This window comes from Stenotrophomonas sp. TWI809 (assembly GCF_039673205.1).
Classification (GTDB): domain Bacteria; phylum Pseudomonadota; class Gammaproteobacteria; order Xanthomonadales; family Xanthomonadaceae; genus Stenotrophomonas.
Genome location: NZ_JBDJLE010000011.1, coordinates 1 through 19,357, shown reverse-complemented (window position 1 = coordinate 19,357; position 19,357 = coordinate 1). Strand labels below are relative to the sequence as shown.

Below are 19,357 nucleotides of genomic sequence, written 5' to 3'. Positions count from 1 at the left end.
TCCGGGCCGCTAGCGGTTGCCGTTGGCCGAGTGCGCGCCGGCGACCGGCTCCGGATCGCGCGCATCGACGACGCCATCACCGTTGCTGTCGGCACGGTCGAACATGCGCTTGCCCGAGAGCTGGTACTCGGCGAACGTCATGTGGCCATCGGCGTCCTTGTCCAGCGAGGCGAAGCGCACGCGGGCCTGGCGCTCGGCATCGGCACGGACACGCTGGCGCTGGTGGTCCAGGCGGCCGTCAAACTCGGCGGTGTACTCGGCCAGCGACAGCGTGCCGTCGCCGTCGGTATCGGTGGCGGCGAAGCTCGCTGCACGCACTGCATCAAACTCTGCGCGATCGACCGCGCCGTCCTTGTTGCGGTCGTACAGTTCCAGCATGCCGTTGGCGGTATGCGAGGTCGGCATCTTCAACGGATCGCGCGAAGACGCCGCGGCCGTCTCCTGCGTGGCGTTCTGGGATGTTTCATAGCTGGCCCAGGTACGTTCGCCGGCGGCATCGTACTCGGCAGGGCTGATCGCACCGTTGTTGTCGCGGTCCAACGCTTTGAAGCGGGTGTCGGTCTGGCGCAGGTGGCCGGCGCGTGCGTCGGCCAGACGCACGTCGAAGCGCTGCAGGTACTCGTCGACGTATTCCTGTTCGTCGACATGACCGTCGTGGTTGCGGTCGGTCTGGGCGTAACGCTGTTTGCGGAAGGCCTCGAACTGGGCCCAGCTGACGCTGTCGGTGCCGTTGGTGGCGAACTGTGCGAGGAAGGCGGCGGCGGTCGGCGAGGCGGTGGCGGTCTTGCTGGCCGGCTGCGCGAGGACGGCCGGGGCCAGCACCAGGGCCATCAGGGCAGCGGTGAGCGGGACGATCTTCATGGTGGTTCCCTGGAGAAAGGACGGTGACGGTTCCAGGACGCGGATGCGCAACCCGGGAGGGGTTGGCGTGGATCGGCGCGACGGTACCGGTGACGCTCATGTCCAGCGTGAGCGGGCGCCATCCTATTCGTATTGCGAATGATTCGCAATACGGGATTTTCACAGGGGCTGTGATGGGGCGGAATGAACACAGCCGACGGGGAGTCGGCTGTGTGCGTGGGGGGGGGGGGCGGGAGCCGGCCGGCGGCCGGCACTACCCGTGGGCGTGTCAGCCGCGCGGCTTGGTCGGGTTGAGCTGGTTGCCGAAGAAGATCGCGTTCAACAGCAGGCGCTCGGTGCCATGCCAGTACTTGCGGTGCGCCGGATCATCGGCGAACAGCACCACATTGCCCTGCCCCTGCGGCGAGACCACCAGCCACGCGGCACCGGCGACGCGGCTGCGGTTTCGCTCGGAAAGGTACCCGTTGACCTTCGGCGCCTCGTCGATGCGCACCACGGTAGAGAACGGGTTGCGGCTGGGCTGGAAGCTCAGGCCGTTTTCCTTGTTCACCGCCAGCTGCCGACGCGGTACGCCGAAGCCCAGCGGATGGGTGTTGTCCACGTCCGCGCTGAGGATGTTGCCGCTCACCCGCTCGATCGCCGCGATGTCGCGCTGGTCACCGAACGCGCGCCGCGCTGCGTCCGGCGCCTTCTCCTCCGGCCCCAGCACTTCGTCGCTGAGCTTCTGCTCGATCGCCCAGCGCGCGGCCGTGCCGTAGGTGATCAGCGAGCCACCGGCATTGATCCAGCGCTTGAGCGCCGCCACGGCGGTGGCGTCCACGCCGGCATAGGTACCGCCGGCCAGGACAATGGTGGTGTAGCGGTCCAGGGTGATCTTGCCCAACTGGGCCGGGTCGATCTTGCTGGCCGGCAACTGCAGGTGCTGATCCAGCAGGAACCACGCCGAGCCGATCTCGGTGGCGCTGACGCCCTCGCCCATCACCAGCGCCACCGCCGGCTTGCGCAGTGCCTTGACGCTGTCACTGCCCAGATCGATGCCACCGCGGCTCTGCCCGCTGGACAGCGCCTGGATGTGCACGCCACTGCTGCGTGCGACCGCATCGACCGCGGCAAGCAGCTCGGCACCGGCCAGCGGCTGGCCCGCGACCGGCACCACCACGCTGCCATAGCCGAATGACTGCTCGCCCTGCACGGTGGCCGCGGTGAACGGCTGGAAGGCTGCGCGGGTCACCACGCCCTTGGCCTGCAGCGCATACAGCGCGCGGCTGGCGTTGTAATCGCGCCAATCGAATACGTAGGCGTAGCCCGCCTGGCCGCCAACCACGCCACCGTTGGCGGCCGGTACGCTGGCCACGCGCTCGCCACCGGCAATCCGGCTGCGGCTTGCGGCGAAGGCGATACCGTAGGCCGGCGCGATCGCATAGGAGGTGCTGCCGTAGAACACATCGCCCTTGATCGGCGGGGTGTCGGCGAAGATCGAATGCACGAGGCGGAACTGCGGCTGCGCGGCCTGGACGACGTACGCGCTGCCCGGCTCGAAGCGCAGCCCATCGACGGTGATCGGGGCGCTCAACGCCTGCACCGTGATCTGGTGTTGCAGCAGCAGATCCAGCAGCCGCTGGGTCAGGCCCGGGTCGGCTGGGTCGCCGAACACGAAGGACTTCACCGGCTGCTGGTTGGCCTGCTTCAGCGCGGACTGGAAGAAGTCCTTCTGCAGCTTCAGCAGCCCGTCGCGTTCGGTCACTGCGCCGCGCACCGTGCCCAGTCCGGTCGCCACCTGGTTGCGGATGGTGAAGCCGAAGGTCAGCAGGCCGTTGACCGATTCCTGCACGCGGCCGCGCGAGCTGGCCTGCTCCACGGTCACGCCGACCGCACCGTGGAAGTCCGGGTAGGTCGAGCCATACACCGGCGAGAAGTTGTCGAAGTTCTCCCCGGTGTAATACAGCGAGCCCAGTGCATCCAGCGATTGGGCGTGGTACTTGGCCAGGGTCTTGTTGAAGTCATACGACGCCGCCGGAATCAGCGGGCTGTGCATGCTCGCCGGCGACGGTTCGAAGTAATAGGTGCTGTCCTTGCCCATCTCGTGGAAATCGATCTGGACGTTGGGATACCACTGGTGGAAATAGGCGATCTTCGGCCGCGTGTCCTGCTGGGTCAGCGCCAGCCAGTCGCGGTTGAGATCGGTGAAGTAGTGATTGGTGCGGCCCTGCGGGAACGGTTCGACATGTTCCTTGTCGGCCGGATCGGCCGAGGCAGGCGAGGAGGCATAGGCGTTGTGCCAGCTTGCCGCGCGGTCGCGCCCATCCGGGTTCTGCGCCGGGTCGAACAGCACCACCGCCTGCTGCAGCCACTGCGCCGTCTCCGCGCTGCGGTTGGCGACCAGGTAGTAGGCGGTCAGCATCGCCGCTTCACCGCTGGAGGTTTCATTGCCGTGCACGCTGTAACCCAGCCACACCACCACCGGGCTGTTGCCGGCGGCCGAGAGCGGCTGCGCCGGATCGGCCAGGGTGACGTGCTGGCGGCGCAGCGTATCCAGGTTCTGCAGGTTCTGCGCCGAGGTCACCGTGGCGATCAGCAGCGGGCGGCCCTCGTAGCTGCGGCCGATCTCTTCCACCTTGATCTTGTCCGAGTGCCTGGCCAGTTCGTTGAAGTAGGCCACCAGCTGATCGTGCCGCGTGTAACGGCTGCCGATCTCATAGCCGAGAAACTGCTGGGGCGTGGGCACGGCCGGATCAAAATCACCACTGCCCGGGAAGAAGTACGCGCTCTGCGCGGACGCAGGCGCAGCGAACACAGACAGCACCAGCGCCAACCAGGCGATGGGAGACAGCAGACGACGTTGCAAAGACACAGCGATTCCCCGAAAGACGGGCCGGTTCCTTCCGGCCCTGTGGATACGCACGCTCCGGTGCGCTGGATGAGGTCAGAAGCGGTAGTCGAAGCCGACCGTGAAGTAGCGACCGCGCAGGTCGTACTGACTGAAGTCGTACGGCGCGCGGATGCCCGGGAAGGAGGCGTCGTACGGCGGCTCCTCATCGGCCAGGTTCTGGATCTTCGCGTACAGGGTCAGCTTGTCGATACCGGTGTAGCCCAGGTACAGATCGAACTGGTTGTACGCATCCACCCGATCCTGCACGGCAGTGGCCGCGGCGCTGGCCTTCTGGTCATAGCCACTGGTGTAGTACCAGGTCAGCGCGGTGCGGAAGTCGCCGTAGCTCCAATCGAAGGTGGTGGTGGCCTTGTTCTTGGGCAGGGTGGCGCCGAGGTTGCTGCCGGCGTAATCCACCAGCGGACCACCGACCACGGTGGGGCGGCTGTAGTCGCGCACGTGGGTGAAGGCGGTGCTCAGGCCGAAGTCGCCGGCACGCGCGGTCGGGAAGCGCTGACGCAGCTCGACGTCGAAACCGGAGGTCTTCAGCTCGCTCAGGTTCTGGTAGCGGTTGAACACCGCCAGCAGCTTGCCGCGCTCATCGCGGCTGACCGCACCCGGCACGTTGTCGGTGACCAGGGTCTGGGTGTTGTTGGTGCCCACCAGGTTTTCCAGCTCGATGCGGTAGTAATCCACGCTCAGGCTGGTGTTGGACCACGGCGAGAGCACGATGCCGGCATTGAAGCTCTTGGTACGCTCCGGCTTGAGATCGTTGTTGCCGACGGTGAAGAAGGTCGGGTTCTGGCGCGAGCCCGGCACGTCCGGGTCGCGCGGATCGATCACGCTGCCGTAGGCGATGCTGGTGCTGTTGGAGTTCTCCGACAGCGACGGCGCGCGGAAGCCCTTGGAGGCGGCGGCGCGTACCAGCAGGATGTCCCACGGCTGCCAGCGCAGGCTCAGCTTGGGCGAGAACGCATCGCCGAAATCGCTGTAGTGATCGGCGCGCGCAGCCGCCTGCAGTTCCAGACGCTCGGCCAGCGGCACGTTGACTTCGGCATAGGCCGCGGTGACCTTGCGCTCACCATGCACCTCGGCAATCGCCGGGCGGATCTGCAGGCCCGCATCGATCTGCCACGGGTTGTTGGAGTCGAGCTTCTCGCGGCGCCATTCGGCACCGGCGGCGAACCCGATCTCACCGGCCCAGGTGTGGCCGATCGCCCCGGAGATCTTGGCATCCACGCCCTGCAGCACCGACTCGGCCGGGCGCAGCGTGCTGATGTTGATCGCGTTGAGTACGTCCTGCGAGGTCGCCGATGGATTGAGCAGGTTGTAGCTGCCGGAGGCCAGCGCATCGGCCAGTGCATAACGGTTGGCGAAGCCGCCGGAGACGGTCTCGCGCTCGCTGCTGCGTGCGCCGAACGCGCCCACTTCCCAATCCCAGTTCTGCAGGCTGCCGCGCAGCCCGACCAGGCCGCGGTAAGCCTGAGAGCGGTTGGCCTTGATGGTCGCGCCGAGGTTGAAGAAGGTGTACTCGATCGGCACCGCGCGACCATACGGGTTGTACGGGCTGCTGGCGGGCAGATTGGACGACACCGGTTCGGCCAGGCCGGTATCGGCGTTGAGCGCGAAGCGGCCGCTTTCCAGGGTGAAGAACGGGCTGCTGCCGAACCAGGAGACACCCTTGATGTCGCTGTAGAGCACTTCGCCGAATGCTTCGACGTTGTCGTTCACCCGGAAGGTGCCGTTGACGTAGGCCTGGTAGCGCTTGGTCGAGGGGATCAGCGTGGTGTACGGCGCCTGGTTGAAGCCGCAGGTGTTGCCGGCCAGGCCGTCGATCGGTGCGCTGGCGACCAGCGTGGTGCCGTCCGGGCAGTTGCCGCTGGCATCGAGCATCGGCACCGAGGTGCCATTGACCAGATAGCGCGCGCCCTTGGCCGACCAGCCGTTCCAGCGGCCGCCGGGCTTGTCGGTGTAGATGCCGGACTTGGTCAGGTCGCGCTGGTCCTGGTCCAGGCGCTCGCGGTTGTAGCCTTCCAGGCTGACCAGGATGTTGTAGCCGTCCGTGTCCAGATCACCGATGCCGCCGATGAACTTCAGGTTCTGCTCGTCCAGCCCGCCCTGGTCGGCGGTGCCGAGGCTGCCACCGAGTTCGGCACCTTCGAAATTCTGCCGGGTGATGATGTTGACCACACCGGCCACGGCATCCGAACCGTACACGGCCGAGGCGCCGTCCTTGAGCACTTCGATGCGCTCCACCGCAACCAGCGGCAGCGCGTTGAGATTGACGAAGGTGTCCGACAGGCCGCCGGCCGGGAAGCCATAGTTGGCCAGGCGCCGGCCGTTGAGCAGCACCAGCGTGTTCTTCTGCGACAGGCCGCGCAGGCCGATGCCCGCCGAACCGGAGGCCCAGCCGTTGTTGGTGGTTTCGTTGGCGGCGTTGCCGGTGTTGGCCGAGATCGAGCGCAGCAGGTCGGCGACGGTGGCCTTGCCGGTTTCCTCCAGCTGCTGGCGCTCGATCACCTGCACCGGGTTGGCCGACTCGGTATCGGTGCGCTTGATGTTGGACCCGGTGACCCGCACGGCGGCAAGGGTCTTGCTGTCGCCGGCGGCGGCGGCATCGGGGGCGGCGTCGGCAAACGCGGTCAAAGGCGTTGCCAGAGCGACGGACAGCGCCGCTACAAGAAGAGTGTGCTTGGGCATGAACTTCAGTGGGGTGGTGGACGACAAGTTCCGCAGTAGTCCATGCCTGGCTGAACCGCGGCCAATAACATCTCTTCATACGGATATAAGAGAAACTAACATCTCTTCATCCGGATGGAAATGTTTTCGTTAGCAACAATTAACGCCCGACCCCTACTGGAACCCCAGCCCACCGCTACAATGCGGCCATGGAAATCTTCAAAGTCTTTACCCTCGAGGCCGCTCACCACCTCCCCAACGTGCCGCCGGGCCACAAGTGCGCGCGCCTGCACGGCCACTCCTTCCGGGTGGAACTCAAAGTGGAAGGCGAGCCCGGCGAGCAGACCGGCTGGATCATGGATTTCGGCGACGTCAAAGCCGCTTTCCAGCCGATCTACGACCGTCTGGACCACCACTACCTCAACGACATCCCCGGCCTGGAGAACCCGACCAGCGAGCGCCTGGCGATGTGGATCTGGGGCGAACTCAAGCCGGCCCTGCCCGAGCTGAGCGAAGTCACCGTGCACGAAACCTGCACCTCCGGCTGCCGCTACCGCGGCTGACCCGGCAGCGCGCGGTAGAGCCGACCGTTGGTCGGCTCCCACCCCATCATCATCGCCCGCAAGCCTGCGCAACCCATTGATTGGAAACCGGTTCAACTAAAACCGGGCCACCACTGGCGATGGAATGTTGCAATGCAATATTTTCGGCGTATGCTGCATTGCATCAACGTTCTCGAGCCGTCCTGACCATGGCGTCCGCGTTCACCGATTCCTTCAGCGACTACACCCGCCAGCTGGCCGCCACGGCCACGCGTGCCAACCGGCTCGCGCTGGAAAATGCCGAAAGCATGTTCGGGGTGCAGTTGAAGACGCTGGAGAAGAACATCACCGCCACCAGCGGGTTCTTCGGTGAAATCGTGCAGTCACAGGATGCGGGCACGCTGCAGTCGCTGCTGCCCAAAGGCGCGCAACTGGCACGTGACAACCTCGCCCGTTGGACCAGCGCCAGCCAGGAAGTGGCCGGCCTGGGGCTGAAGGCCTCCGAAGCCTTCGGCGAACTCGCCCGGCAGCCGTTCGCGGCCGCCACGCCCAGCGCAGGCAAGACGCGCGGCTGAGCCGGACAACATCGAATTTGCGTGGGTCCCTCCCCCCACGCAATCCCAGACCCGACAGAACCCTCCCTCTGTCGGGTCTTTTTTTTGTCCGGCGTTACCGCGTGGCCGGCAGCGAGAACACGAACAGCGCCCCGTCGCGACTCTCCAGCAGGCGGATCTCGCGCCCATGCAGCTGCAGGATGCGATGCACGATCAACAGGCCCAGCCCGCCGCTGTCCGGTCGTTGGCTGCCCAGTGCCGGCATCGCGGTGAACAGGGTGTCGCGCCGTTCGGGGGCGATGCCGGGGCCCGTGTCGGCCACGCTGATCTGCACCTCGCCCTCGGCCGCGCGCAGGGTCACGGTGATACGGCCACCTTCCGGCGTATGGCGGATGGCGTTGTCCAGCAGGTTGGTCAGCACCCGCTCGATCAACGCCAGATCCGCGACCACCGGCGGCACGCCGGGCGGGATGTCGGCCCCGAGCGTCTGCCGGCGTGACTCGGCTGCCAGCTCGAACTTCTGGAACACATCCTGGATCAGATCCGGCAGCGAGAAGGCCTGGCGGTCGAGCACCACCCCGCCGTGCTCCAGCCGGGCCAGCTCGAACAGCGCCTGGGCCAGGCGCCCGACCTTGTGACTCTGCGACAGGGCAATGGACAGGTAACGCTGGCGTTCGTCGGCACTGAGCGTGGCGTCTTTGAGTGCCAGCGTTTCCAGATACCCGTGCAGCGACGACAACGGTGTGCGCAGGTCGTGGGAGATGTTGGCGACCAGCTCGCGCCGCTGCAGATCCTGCTGGCGCAGCTGTTGCCACTGCTCGCCCAGGCGCTGGGCCATGTGGCCGAAGCTGTGCTGCAGGATGGTCAGCTCGTCGCGCTCGCCGGGGCGCAGCGGCGCCGGGGGCGGTGCGGCATCCGGGGTGGCACTATCCACATCGAAGGACTGGATGCGCCGGGTCAGCTGGCGCAGCGGGCGGGTCACCCAGCGGAACGCGACCAGGCCAGCCAGCAAGCCGACGACCGCCACGATCGCCAGCGACCACAACGTGGTGCGCAGCGTACTGTTGGCCGCGATATTCGCGGCGAGTGCTTCGCGCTGCTCGCCGACCAGCACCACGTAGATGTACCCGGCCTGCCTGCCCTGCACCCACAGCGGCGCTGCGTTGAACACCTTGTGGCCGGTCGCACTGCGTGGGTCATCGCCGAGGATCGGCAACGGCTCGTCGCGCAGCAGCGCCTGCACAGGCGCCAGATCGACACGGCTGCGTTTGAGGTGACCGTCCGGTGCGTCATGGCCAAGGATGCGGCCCTGGTCATCGAGCAGATACACCTCCACGCTCGGGTTGACCGCCATCAGCTTGCCGAACAGGGCGCGCACTTCACCATTGCGCATGCCGCGGCCATCCATCAGCTCACCACTGCGCGCGATGTGCTCGGCCAGCCCGCGCGACAGGCGCTGCACGGTTTCCTGCTCATGCACGGCAGTGCTGCGCATCTGGATCCACAACAGCGCGCCTCCGCAGAGCAACAGCAGCGCGAAGAACACGGCGGACAAGCGTTGCGACAGCGTGAGCCGGATCATGCGCCTGCGCCCTCGTTGGCATCGACCAGTTTGTAACCGCGCCCCCACACCGTCTGGATGCGTTGCGGGTTGGCCGCGTCGCGCTCGATCTTGTTGCGCAGCCGGTTGATGTGGGTGTTGACGGTGTGCTCGTAGCCGTCGTGCTGGTAGCCCCACACCTGGTTGAGCAGGTCCATGCGCGAATACACCTGGCCGGGATGACGGGCGAAGAAGTACAGCAGGTCGAACTCGCGCGGAGTCAATTCCAGCGGTCGTCCCTCCACCAGCGCCGTGCGGGCGACCGGGTCGATGCGCAGCCCGGCCACCACGATCTCACCGGCATCGATGCGTGCGTTCTGGGCCATCGCTTCCACCCGGCGCAGCAGCGCTTTCACGCGTGCCACCAGTTCCAGCATCGAGAAGGGCTTGGCCAGGTAATCGTCTGCGCCCAGCTCCAGGCCGAGAATGCGGTGCACTTCACTGGCGCGCGCACTGGTGATGATGATCGGCGTGTAGCGCGTCATCGCACGGGCGCGCTTGCAGATCTCCAGGCCGTCCACACCGGGCAGCATCAGGTCCAGCACCAGCGCGCTCCACGGCTGCGCCTCCAGCAGGGCCAGGCCCTCGTCGCCGGTGGCGGCATGGGTGACCTCATAGCCTTCATCGCGCAGGTGCATGCGCAGCAGGTTGGCGATGTGGACATCGTCTTCGACGATCAGGACGCGCTTGGCACTGCTCATCGGCTCAGGGGGCGGCAGGAGGGCATGGCGGCATTGTCGACGGATCGCGACCTGAATGTGTCACGGAAAATTTAACCCTGCGTGAGGATTCGTTGACCGGGCCGGGCGCAGCATGGCCGCATCGTCCCCGTGCCCGGAGATCGGCCATGCGTTACACACGTCGCAATGTGCTTGGAATGGGTGGCATGGCTGCCGCGGCCGGCCTGTTCGGACTGACCGCCTGCAGCGGGCCCGCCCCGGCAGCCCCCGCCGCGCCTGCGCGCCAGTTCGAGGTCATGCGCAGCGATGCGCAGTGGCGCGAACAGCTCACGCCTGCCCAGTACAGCGTGTTGCGGCGGCAGAGCACCGAGCGGCCGTTCAGCAGCCCACTCAACAAGGAGCATCGGCGAGGCACCTTCAGCTGTGCCGGCTGCGCGCTGCCATTGTTCTCCTCCTCCACCAAGTTCGACAGCGGCACCGGCTGGCCCAGCTTCTGGGCGCCGCTGCACGATGCCGTCGGCGAAGACCGCGACACCACTCTGGGCATGGTCCGTGTCGAGGCGCATTGCCGGCGCTGCGGCGGTCATCTCGGCCACGTCTTCGATGACGGCCCGCGCCCCACCGGGCTGCGCTACTGCATGAACGGCGTGGCCATGACTTTCGTCGCGGCCTGAGCGCCGCACTCCCCTGCGTCATAGAAGGACCTCTCCATGCTTCTGCTCGTGCTGGCCTACCTCGGTGGCGTGCTCACCATCCTCAGCCCCTGCATCCTGCCGGTGCTGCCGTTCGTGTTCGCGCGTTCGGACCGCCCGTTCCTGCGCAGTGGCCTGCCGCTGCTGATCGGCATGGCGTTGATGTTCGCCGTGGTCGCCAGCCTGGCGGCGGTGAGCAGCCAATGGGTAGCGCAGGCCAACCAGATCGGGCGCTGGATCGCACTGGTGGTGATGGCGGTGTTCGCGCTGGCGCTGCTGTGGCCGGCGCTGGCCGACCGCCTGCTGTCGCCGTTCCAGCGGCTGGGGGCGCGGCTGAGCGCCTCGGCCGATGCGGCCAGTGACGCGGGCCGGGGGGGCGTGGGTACCTCGCTGCTGATCGGCATCGCCACCGGCCTGCTGTGGGCACCGTGCGCGGGGCCGATCCTCGGCCTGATCCTCACCGGCGCGGCGTTGCAGGGCGCCAGTGTCGGCACCAGCGGGCTGTTGCTCGCCTATGCACTGGGCGCGGCCACCTCGCTGGCGCTGGCGATCTGGATCGGCGGGCGCGTGTTCGCCGCGCTCAAGCGCCGTCTTGGCGTGGGCGAGTGGGTGCGCCGCGGGCTCGGCATCGCGGCGCTGCTGGCGGTGGTCGCCATCGCGATGGGGTGGGATACCGGCGTGCTGACCCGGCTGTCCACGGTCAGCACCGCCAAGCTGGAACAGGGCCTGCTCGATGTGCTGCCAGCACAGCAACCCGCCGCCGGTGCGGCGATGATGAGCACCGCCGGTGCCCCCGGGCAGCCGCTGCCGGTGGAAGGCACCCTGCCCTCGCTGGCCGGTGCGACCGGCTGGCTCAACAGCCCGCCGCTGGATGCGCAGGCGTTGCGCGGCAAGGTGGTACTGGTCGACTTCTGGACCTACTCCTGCATCAACTGCCTGCGCGCGATGCCCTGCGTGCGTGAGTGGGCCGAGCGCTATCGCGATCACGGCCTGGTGGTGATCGGTGTGCATGCGCCGGAGTTCGCCTTCGAGCGCAATCTGGCCAATGTGCAGCGGGCGGTGAAGGACCTGAAGGTCACCTACCCGGTCGCGATCGACAACGACTTCGCCATCTGGCGCGGCTTCAACAACAGGTATTGGCCGGCGCACTACTTCATCGATGCGCAGGGCCGGATCCGCGCGCATCACTTCGGCGAGGGCAACTATGCGCAGTCCGAGCAGATCATCCGCCAGCTGCTGCGCGAGGCGGGCAACACCCTGCCCGGTGACGATGCTCCGGTAGCGATGACGCTGGACGGCGTGGCGCGCCAGGCCGACATGGACAACCTCAAATCGCCGGAGACCTACCTCGGCCATGCGCGTGCCGAGAACTTCGCCTCGCCCGGTGGTCAGCGCCAGGACCAGCCTGCCGACTACACGGTGCCTGCCACGCTTCAACACAACCAGTGGGCCTTGGCTGGACGCTGGACCGTGGGCAACGAAGACGCCCGGCTGGAGACGCGCGGCGGTCGTGTCGCGTTCCGCTTCCATGCACGTGACCTGCACCTGGTGCTGGCGCCGGGCGAGGACGGCAAGCCGGTCCGGTTCCGCGTGCGCATCGACGGTCAGGCGCCGGGCGCAGCAGCCGGTGGAGACATCTCCGCCGACGGCGACGGCCGCGTGGATGAAAACCGTCTGTATCAGCTGATCCGCCAGTCCGGCGCCGTGCAGGAGCGCACCTTCGAGATCGAGTTCCTCGATCCGGGCGTGCGCGCCTACGCCTTTACGTTTGGGTGAGGAGCCATCGCATGAAGATCGCAGTCGACAAACTCGTTGCAGGCGGCATCGCTGTCGCCATCGCGGCACTCACCGCCAGCGTGGTGCTGGGTCTGGATCGACCGGCGCTCGCCGCCGCAGCCACCACAGCCGTGGCGATGCCACCACCCACCGGCAAGGCGGACCTGCGCCAACCCGGTGTGAAGCGGGCACAGGTGGTCTTCGCCGGTGGCTGCTTCTGGGGCGTGCAGGGCGTGTTCCAGCACATCAAGGGCGTGGACAATGCGCTCTCCGGCTACATCGGCGGCAGTGCGGCGAACGCCACCTACCCGCGCGTCGGCGGCGGTGGTACCGGCCATGCCGAGGCGGTACAGGTCACCTACGATCCGGCCCAGGTCAGCTATGGCCAGCTGATGCAGGTGTTCTTCTCGGTGGCGCATGATCCGACCCAGCTCAACCGGCAGGGCCCGGACCGCGGCACCCAGTACCGCTCGGCGGTCTATGCCGACGACGCCGCGCAGCGCGATGCCACCCGCGCCTACATCGCCCAGCTGCAGCAGGCCAGGACCTACGCCGCGCCGGTGGTGACCCAGGTCGAGGGTGGCAAGCCGTTCTTCGCCGCCGAGGGCTATCACCAGAACTACCTCACGCTGCATCCGGAATCGCTGTATATCCGGATCAACGACCTGCCCAAGGTGGCCGCGCTGAAGCAGCAGTATCCGGCGCTGTACCGCGAGCAGCCGCGCCTGGTGAGCACCTCCATTTCGGCGCGCTGATCACGCGGCGAACCAGAAGAAAAGACGCACGGCACACACCGCTCTGCCGTGCGCGAGGGAAGTCGTCACGCCCATGGTAGGCTGCGTCCCGAGGCGGATACAGATGCAGATGACTGGCATCCGCACGGTTACAGATACCCGTGGATGCAGATGCCGATGGCGACCAACCTCTACCAGTCCCTGGCCGATGAAATGGCCGACGCGATCCGCAGTGGGCGCTTGCCGGTCGGCACCCGGCTGCCGTCGCTGCGCGGCCTGGCGACACAGCGCAGCCTCAGCCTCAACACGGTGATCGCCGCGTATCGGCAGCTGGAGGATGCCGGGCTGGTGCTGCCGCGGCCCAAGGCCGGCTTCGTGGTCAGCCCGCGTCTGCCCGAACCGACGCAGTCGCTGCGGCAGGCGCCGTCTCCGCCCACCGCACCGGCACAGCAGGCGATGATGGCGCGCGTGCTGGCCGCACAGCAGCAACCGGGCATCGTCGACCTGGCCTTCGCCGGGCCGCGCGGCAAGCGCTTCTATCCCGGTGCGCAGCTCGCCCGCATCACCGCGCAGGTACTGCGCCGGGCTGCCACCACGGTGGAGACCTACGCACGTCCCAACGGTGCGGCACGGCTGTTGACGCAGATCGTGCAGCGAGGGCCACGGCTGGGGCTGCACACCACCACCGACCGGCTGGTGCTCACCCATGGCGCGATGGAAGCCCTGCAGCTGGCGCTGCGCGTGGTGACCCAACCCGGCGATGCAGTCGCGATCGAAGCGCCCTCGTATTTCAACATCTACCCGCTGCTGCGCAGCCTGGGCCTGCGCGCGATCGAGCTGCCCACCCATCCGAGGGACGGCCTCGATCTGGAGGCACTGGAAGCGCTGCTCGCCGCCGGCGGCATCGCCGCGATCATGGCCATGCCGACCGTGCACAATCCACTCGGCGGCAGCATGCCCGTGCCGAACAAGCAGCGCCTGGCCGAGCTGGTGAACCATTACCAGGTGCCGTTGATCGAAGACGCGGTCTACGCCGAACTGCAGTTCAAGGAGCCCCTGGAGCCGTTGGCCAAGAGCTTTGACCGCGATGGCTGGATCATGGTCTGCAGCGGCTTCTCCAAAACGCTCGCACCGGACTACCGCATCGGCTGGCTCGACGGTGGCCGCTTCGCTGCCGATATCCAGCTGCTGAAGTTTCATTCTTCCGGCGCCGAATCACGCCTGCTCGGGGACGCGGTTGCCGCGTTCCTGGAGGCCGGCAACTACGAGCATCATCTGCGGGGGTTGCGTCGGCTCTACAGCGACCAGGTCAGCCACGTGCGTGGCCTGATCGCGCAGCACTTCCCGCCCGGCACGTCGGCCACCCAGCCGACCGGTGGGTTCCTTCTGTGGGTGGAGCTGCCCCCCGCGATCGATGCCGGGGAGCTGTTCGAGCAGGCCTTGGCCGAGGGCGTGGTGTTCATGCCCGGCCAGGTGTACTCGCGCGGTGCCCGCTACCGGCATTGCCTGCGCCTGTCGTGCTGCCAGGAACTGGACGAGCGCTTCGCCGGCGCGATTGCCACGGTCGGCCGGCTCGCCAGCGCGCTGCAGGTGCGCGCAGGCAGCTGACGCTCAGAACACCAGCCGGTCCGCCAGGCGGGCCGGGTCCGCACCCGGCGCATACGGCAGGCGCCCCCAGCACGGCATCGGCAGCCGCGCGGTGAGCAGTGCGACGTTCTCGTCGCGGCGCGCCATGCCCGGGTCCACCTCATTGGCGATCCAGCCGATGCAGCGCGCGCCACGGGCGGCGATCGCCTCGGCGGTCAGCCGCGCATGGTTGAGGCAGCCCAGCCGCAGCCCGACCACCATCACCACCGGCAGCGCCAGCGCGTCCACCAGATCACTCTGGTCCAGCGTGGCCGACAGCGGCGCCAGCCAGCCACCGACGCCCTCGACCACCACCGTGTCCGCGCTGGCGCGCAGGCGCGCGAAGGCGGCCTCGATCGGCGCCAGCGACAGTTGCACGCCAGCCTCTGCCGCGGCGATCTCCGGGGCCAGTGGCTGCTCGAGCGCGAACGGGTTGAGGTCGTCATACGCGGGCATCGGCCTGCTGGCGGCCCGCAGGGCCGTGGCATCCTCGTTGCGCAGGCCCTCGGGCGTGCGCTCGCAGCCACTGGCGACCGGCTTCATGCCCACTGCGGTGCCGCCGTGGCGGCGCAGGGCATGCAGCAGTACACAGCTGCTGAAGGTCTTGCCGATGCCGGTGTCGGTACCGGTGACGAACAGGGCGGCAGGGCGCGGCGCAGGCAGGGACATGGAGACGACCGGGAGCGGAAACGCGCCATTATCCGCCGTCCCGGCAGCGCTGCGGCGCGGTCCGCTGCGTTCCGCCGGCCCCGGGGGCAACCAACCGCCGCGCTTGGTAGACTGCGGCCATGTTCGATACCTCCACGCTCACCGGCAGCAAGCCGGAACAGTACGGCCAGCTGCTGGCCCAGGCCCGCGCCCTGGTGCACGGCGAGCGCGACCGCATCGCCAATGCGGCCAACCTGTCGGCGCTGGTCTACCACGCCCTGCCGCACCTGAACTGGGTCGGCTTCTACTTCTTCGATGGCAAGGAGCTGGTCGTCGGCCCGTTCCAGGGCCTGCCCGCCTGCGTGCGCATTCCACTCGACAAGGGTGTGTGTGGCGCCGCGGCTTCGCAGCGCGTGACCCAGCGCATCGAAGACGTCGATGCGTTCCCGGGTCACATCGCGTGCGACTCGGCCTCGCGCTCGGAACTGGTCGTGCCGCTGGTCCACAACGGTGACCTGGTCGGCGTGTTCGATCTGGACAGCCCCTCGCTGGCGCGCTTCGATGCCGAGGACCAGGCCGGGCTGGAAGCCATCGCCGCGGTGTTCGTCGAGGCACTGGGATGAGTGCCGCCAAGCTGCGCAACATCGGCCCGAAGAGCGCAGCATGGCTGCGCCAGGTCGGTCTGCGTACGCCGGAAGACCTGGTGGCGGTCGGTGCGGTCGGTGCCTTCGTCAAGGTGCGCCGCGCCGGCTTCAAACCCAGCTTGAACCTGCTCTACTCGCTGGAAGGTGCCCTGCAGGACTGCCATTGGCAGGAACTGCCGGAAGCGCGCCGCACCGTGCTGGTGGCCGAGTACGAAGCGATCATCGCCGACCAGCCGCTGAAGAAGGCGCCGCCTGCCTCCGGTCCGGTCTACGACCGCACCGTGGAGCATCGCGATGATGAGGGCGATGAAGCGCCGCCGTTCGAGATCGACGACGACAACCGCTGATCCACGGCTACCCACGCACCGTCGGTAGCCGCGCGCCTCATACCTGCTGCAGCTCCAGCAGTTCGCCCCACAGCCGGTCGTCCTCGCGCTCCACGCGCAGGCGCAGTCGCGTGCCGTGATCGATGCGCAGCGCCCAGCACATCGCCATCGGCAGGCCGCACACCTGCGACAGCACCATCCGCAGCGGTCCGCCATGGCTGACGATCAGGGTCGGGACCGGCTCGGGCTCATCCAGCAACCGATGCAGGCCGCGCGCGATGCGGCGTTCGAAGTGGCCCCAGCTTTCGCCATGCGGCGGTGGATTGGCATGCGGGTCCAGATGGAAGGCTGACAGCGCATCCATCGGCAGCGCCTCCAGCGCGAGCCCATCCCAGTCGCCGAAATCCAGTTCTTCCCATTCCTCATCGACCTCCACGTCCACCGCGTGGGGCAAGGCCAATGCCACGGCGCTCAACAGCGCCCGCTGCCGTGGCGAGGACAGCACACGCTGCCAGGGCAGCCCGGCGTAGCGCGCGCACAGGGCGTCGGTCGCGCCCTCGTGGAGTGCTGGATCAGTGCGGCCATCAAGATGATCGTCGCGGCCGGTACTGGCGTGGCGGATCAGATCGAGGATCATGCCCGGCCCCGTCTGCTGCCCGCTGCGGCCGGCCAGTGCGGGTCACGGGCGTCGGTGCCGGGGTGCTGCAACCACGTTGGGGTCATGGAGATCACATCGAAAAAGCGAGGCGCATTCTAACCGGTGCGCTCCATGGGCCCGGCCGATGGCTTAGACTGCGCCCACTTTCAGGTGACCCGGGGCTGCAATGCCGCCAGGTTGAAACGGGAAGCCGGTGACGCGTCAGGCCCTGTGCCACGCCGCCACTCCGGCGCTGCCCCCGCAACGGTAAGCGTGGAAACACCAGGCAACACGCCACTGTGCTCCGGCATGGGAAGGCGCCTGGCACGATGGCACCCCATCGGCCCGCGAGCCCGGAGACCGGCCTGGAAGACGACTGGTTGCGATGCGGCGGGCATGGCGGCGGCAAGCAGGCGCCTGCGCGCGCCCGCCCACCGTCGAACCTCCCTGCAGCGCGATCATCCCCACCCCTTGCCGCGCGGGCGTGCGCGGTGCATGGAGTCATCGATGAAGCTGCAAACCCGCGTTCTTTCCCTGGCCGTGCTGTCGGCCCTGCCCCTGGTGGCCTCCGCACAGGACGAGGCCACCGCGCTGGACCAGGTGCTGGTCACCGCCACGCGTACCCCGATCGCCCTGCAGGACAGCATCTCCCCGGCGCAGGTGATCGACCGCGCCGAGATCGAGCGCAGCCAGGCGCCGTCGCTGCAGGACCTGCTGCGCGGCCGTGCCGGCATCAACCTCAACAACAGCGGCGGCCTGGGCAAGCAGAGCTCGCTGTTCCTGCGCGGCACCAACTCGGCCCACACCCTGGTGCTGGTCGATGGCGTGCGCATCAACACCGGCGACCTCGGCCTGGCCATGATCCAGGACCTGCCGCTGGCGCAGATCGAGCGCATCGAGATCGTGCGTGGCCCGCAGTCCAGCCTGTACGGCGCCGATGCGATCGGTGGCGTGATCCAGATCTTCACCCGCCGCAACGCCGGCCAGTTCGCGCCGCACCTGCAGCTCGGCGGTGGCAGCAACGGCCTGCGCGAGGCCAGCGGTGGCTTCGGCGGCAGCGGTGAGCGTGGCTGGTTCGGCACCGACATCGCCTACCAGCACACCGATGGCATCAACGCCTGCCGTGGCTCGGTGTCGCCCTTCGCTGGCTGCGGCGCCGACGAGCCCGACCGCGATGGCTACCGCAACCTGTCCATGAGCCTGCGCGGCGGCTATGCGTTGACGGACACGTTGAGCCTGGAAGGCACCGCACTGCGCGCCGAAGGCGAGAACCATTACGACGGCTACTACAACTACTCCGAAACGCTGCAGCAGGTACTCGGCGGCAAGCTGCGCTACACGCCGGGCGAGCGCTTCAACCTGACGGTCAACGTCGGCCGCGCCGACAACGAATCGGACAACTTCAACGGTGATACCTGGCTGGGCAATGCACAGACCCACCGCGACAGTGCCTCGGTGCAGGCCGACATCGGCATCGCTGACGGCCAGCTGCTGAGCGCCGGTGTGGACTGGAGCCAGGACAACCTGGACGGCAGCAGCGCCGGCTACCTGGTCGACAGCCGCGACAACACCGGCGTGTTCGTGCAGTACCAGGGCCGTTTCGGCGCGCACCACCTGCAGGCCAGCGTGCGCAACGACGACAACGAACAGTTTGGCAACCACACCACCGGCAGCCTCGGCTGGGGCCTGGAGCTGGGCCGCGGGTTCCGCCTCAACGCCAGCTACGGCACCGCGTTCAAGGCCCCGACCTTCAGCGACCTTTACGACCCGTGGAGCGGCGTGCCGACCCTGGATCCGGAGAAATCCAAGAGCGCCAACATCGGCATCGCCCAGCAGGGTGATGGCTGGCGCTGGGGCCTGGACGTATACGAAACGCGCATCGATGACCTGATCACTTATGACGCGACCACCTTCATGATGTCGCAGGTCGAGAAAGCCCGCATCCGCGGCGCCGAGTTGACCGGTGCGATCACCGTCGCCGGGTTCGACCTCAACGCACAGCTCAGCCACACCGACCCGCGCAACCGCACCGACGGGAGCGCACAGTTCGACAACTGGCTGGCCCGCCGCGCACAGAACACCGCACGCCTGGACGTCGATCGCCGCGTGGGTGATGTCCGCGCCGGCCTCACCGTCAACGGCGCCGGCAAGCGTTACGACGATGCAGCGAACACGGTGCGTCTGGGGGGCTACGGCACCGTGGACCTGCGCCTGGAATACGCCCTGACCCGCGATTGGTCCGTACTGGGCCGGGTCAGCAACGTCTTCGACCGCGAGTACGAAACCGTCGCCTGGTACAACCAGCCTGGCCGCGAGTATCGACTGAGCGTGCGTTACCAGCCGAAATAAGCGCGCGGGGCGGCGGCACCGCCGCCGTCCCGGCCTCGGCACGTGCCGACCGTTGGTCGGCACACCGATTGCCCCGGTAGGGGCCGACCCTTGGGCGGCACACGCCCCAAGGCCGTTCAACCCCCACCAAGACCGCCGAT

16 protein-coding genes and 1 riboswitch are annotated in these 19,357 nt (G+C 67.8%); of the genes, 9 read left to right on the top strand and 7 right to left on the bottom strand.

Annotated features, from left to right (window positions below; genetic code table 11):
- Nucleotides 1–9: 9 nt before the first annotated feature.
- The 3 genes from ABE472_RS10285 to ABE472_RS10275 form a co-directional block, all read right to left on the bottom strand.
- Complete coding sequence (locus tag ABE472_RS10285; RefSeq protein WP_346466134.1) at nucleotides 10–861, bottom strand: EF-hand domain-containing protein; 852 nt, start codon at nucleotides 859–861, stop codon at nucleotides 10–12.
- Between the two features lie 268 nt (nucleotides 862–1,129).
- A complete protein-coding gene (locus ABE472_RS10280) occupies nucleotides 1,130–3,694 on the bottom strand; it encodes a M14 family zinc carboxypeptidase (protein WP_346466163.1) in 2,565 nt (854 codons plus the stop codon).
- Nucleotides 3,695–3,784: 90 nt separating this feature from the next.
- Complete coding sequence (locus ABE472_RS10275) at nucleotides 3,785–6,430, bottom strand: TonB-dependent receptor (RefSeq protein ID WP_346466162.1); 2,646 nt, start codon at nucleotides 6,428–6,430, stop codon at nucleotides 3,785–3,787.
- Between the two features lie 188 nt (nucleotides 6,431–6,618).
- Here ABE472_RS10275 and queD point away from each other — a divergent pair, with 188 nt between their 5' ends.
- The gene (gene queD, locus ABE472_RS10270) at nucleotides 6,619–6,972 is read left to right on the top strand and encodes a 6-carboxytetrahydropterin synthase QueD (RefSeq protein WP_346462911.1); all 354 of its coding nucleotides are present in this window, start codon (nucleotides 6,619–6,621) and stop codon (nucleotides 6,970–6,972) included.
- Between the two features lie 188 nt (nucleotides 6,973–7,160).
- Entirely contained in the window at nucleotides 7,161–7,526 is a 366-nt protein-coding gene (locus tag ABE472_RS10265) for a phasin family protein (RefSeq protein WP_088432036.1), read from the top strand.
- A 94-nt stretch (nucleotides 7,527–7,620) separates the two neighbouring features.
- Here the strand turns inward: ABE472_RS10265 and ABE472_RS10260 are convergent, their stop codons facing one another.
- Both ABE472_RS10260 and ABE472_RS10255 read right to left on the bottom strand, forming a co-directional pair.
- Entirely contained in the window at nucleotides 7,621–9,087 is a 1,467-nt protein-coding gene (locus ABE472_RS10260) for a HAMP domain-containing sensor histidine kinase (protein ID WP_346466133.1), read from the bottom strand.
- Entirely contained in the window at nucleotides 9,084–9,806 is a 723-nt protein-coding gene (locus tag ABE472_RS10255; RefSeq protein WP_346466132.1) for a response regulator transcription factor, read from the bottom strand. Before ABE472_RS10255 ends, ABE472_RS10260 begins: the two co-directional genes overlap by 4 nt.
- Nucleotides 9,807–9,952: 146 nt before the next feature.
- On the opposite strand from ABE472_RS10255, the gene msrB reads away from it, so the two are divergent.
- The 4 genes from msrB to ABE472_RS10235 all read left to right on the top strand — a co-directional run bounded on the left by msrB (nucleotide 9,953) and on the right by ABE472_RS10235 (nucleotide 14,595).
- Nucleotides 9,953–10,459 (top strand): peptide-methionine (R)-S-oxide reductase MsrB, encoded by a 507-nt coding sequence (gene msrB, locus ABE472_RS10250; protein ID WP_346466131.1) that lies wholly within the window; start codon nucleotides 9,953–9,955, stop codon nucleotides 10,457–10,459.
- Nucleotides 10,460–10,495: 36 nt separating this feature from the next.
- A complete protein-coding gene (locus ABE472_RS10245) occupies nucleotides 10,496–12,253 on the top strand; it encodes a cytochrome c biogenesis protein DipZ (RefSeq protein WP_346466130.1) in 1,758 nt (585 codons plus the stop codon).
- A gap of 11 nt (nucleotides 12,254–12,264) precedes the next feature.
- Complete coding sequence (msrA, locus tag ABE472_RS10240; RefSeq protein WP_070471649.1) at nucleotides 12,265–13,008, top strand: peptide-methionine (S)-S-oxide reductase MsrA; 744 nt, start codon at nucleotides 12,265–12,267, stop codon at nucleotides 13,006–13,008.
- Between the two features lie 156 nt (nucleotides 13,009–13,164).
- Nucleotides 13,165–14,595 carry a PLP-dependent aminotransferase family protein gene (locus ABE472_RS10235; RefSeq protein ID WP_313212097.1) on the top strand — a complete coding sequence of 477 codons (1,431 nt, stop codon included), beginning with the start codon at nucleotides 13,165–13,167 and terminating at the stop codon, nucleotides 14,593–14,595.
- A 3-nt stretch (nucleotides 14,596–14,598) separates the two neighbouring features.
- On the opposite strand, the gene bioD is transcribed toward ABE472_RS10235, so the two are convergent.
- Nucleotides 14,599–15,282 (bottom strand): dethiobiotin synthase, encoded by a 684-nt coding sequence (gene bioD, locus ABE472_RS10230; protein ID WP_313220053.1) that lies wholly within the window; start codon nucleotides 15,280–15,282, stop codon nucleotides 14,599–14,601.
- Between the two features lie 119 nt (nucleotides 15,283–15,401).
- On the opposite strand from bioD, the gene ABE472_RS10225 reads away from it, so the two are divergent.
- Complete coding sequence (locus ABE472_RS10225; protein WP_088432024.1) at nucleotides 15,402–15,884, top strand: GAF domain-containing protein; 483 nt, start codon at nucleotides 15,402–15,404, stop codon at nucleotides 15,882–15,884.
- Nucleotides 15,881–16,252, top strand: a complete 372-nt coding sequence (locus ABE472_RS10220; protein ID WP_346466129.1) for a TfoX/Sxy family protein — start codon at nucleotides 15,881–15,883, stop codon at nucleotides 16,250–16,252. The genes ABE472_RS10225 and ABE472_RS10220 overlap by 4 nt, the downstream gene beginning before the upstream one ends.
- Before the next feature lie 37 nt (nucleotides 16,253–16,289).
- Here ABE472_RS10220 and ABE472_RS10215 read toward each other — a convergent pair whose 3' ends face one another.
- Complete coding sequence (locus ABE472_RS10215) at nucleotides 16,290–16,868, bottom strand: histidine phosphatase family protein (protein ID WP_346466128.1); 579 nt, start codon at nucleotides 16,866–16,868, stop codon at nucleotides 16,290–16,292.
- A 152-nt stretch (nucleotides 16,869–17,020) separates the two neighbouring features.
- Nucleotides 17,021–17,252, top strand: a riboswitch (cobalamin riboswitch).
- Nucleotides 17,253–17,375: 123 nt separating this feature from the next.
- Here ABE472_RS10215 and btuB point away from each other — a divergent pair.
- Nucleotides 17,376–19,217 carry a TonB-dependent vitamin B12 receptor gene (btuB, locus tag ABE472_RS10210; protein ID WP_346466127.1) on the top strand — a complete coding sequence of 614 codons (1,842 nt, stop codon included), beginning with the start codon at nucleotides 17,376–17,378 and terminating at the stop codon, nucleotides 19,215–19,217.
- The last annotated feature ends 140 nt before the right edge of the window (nucleotides 19,218–19,357 follow it).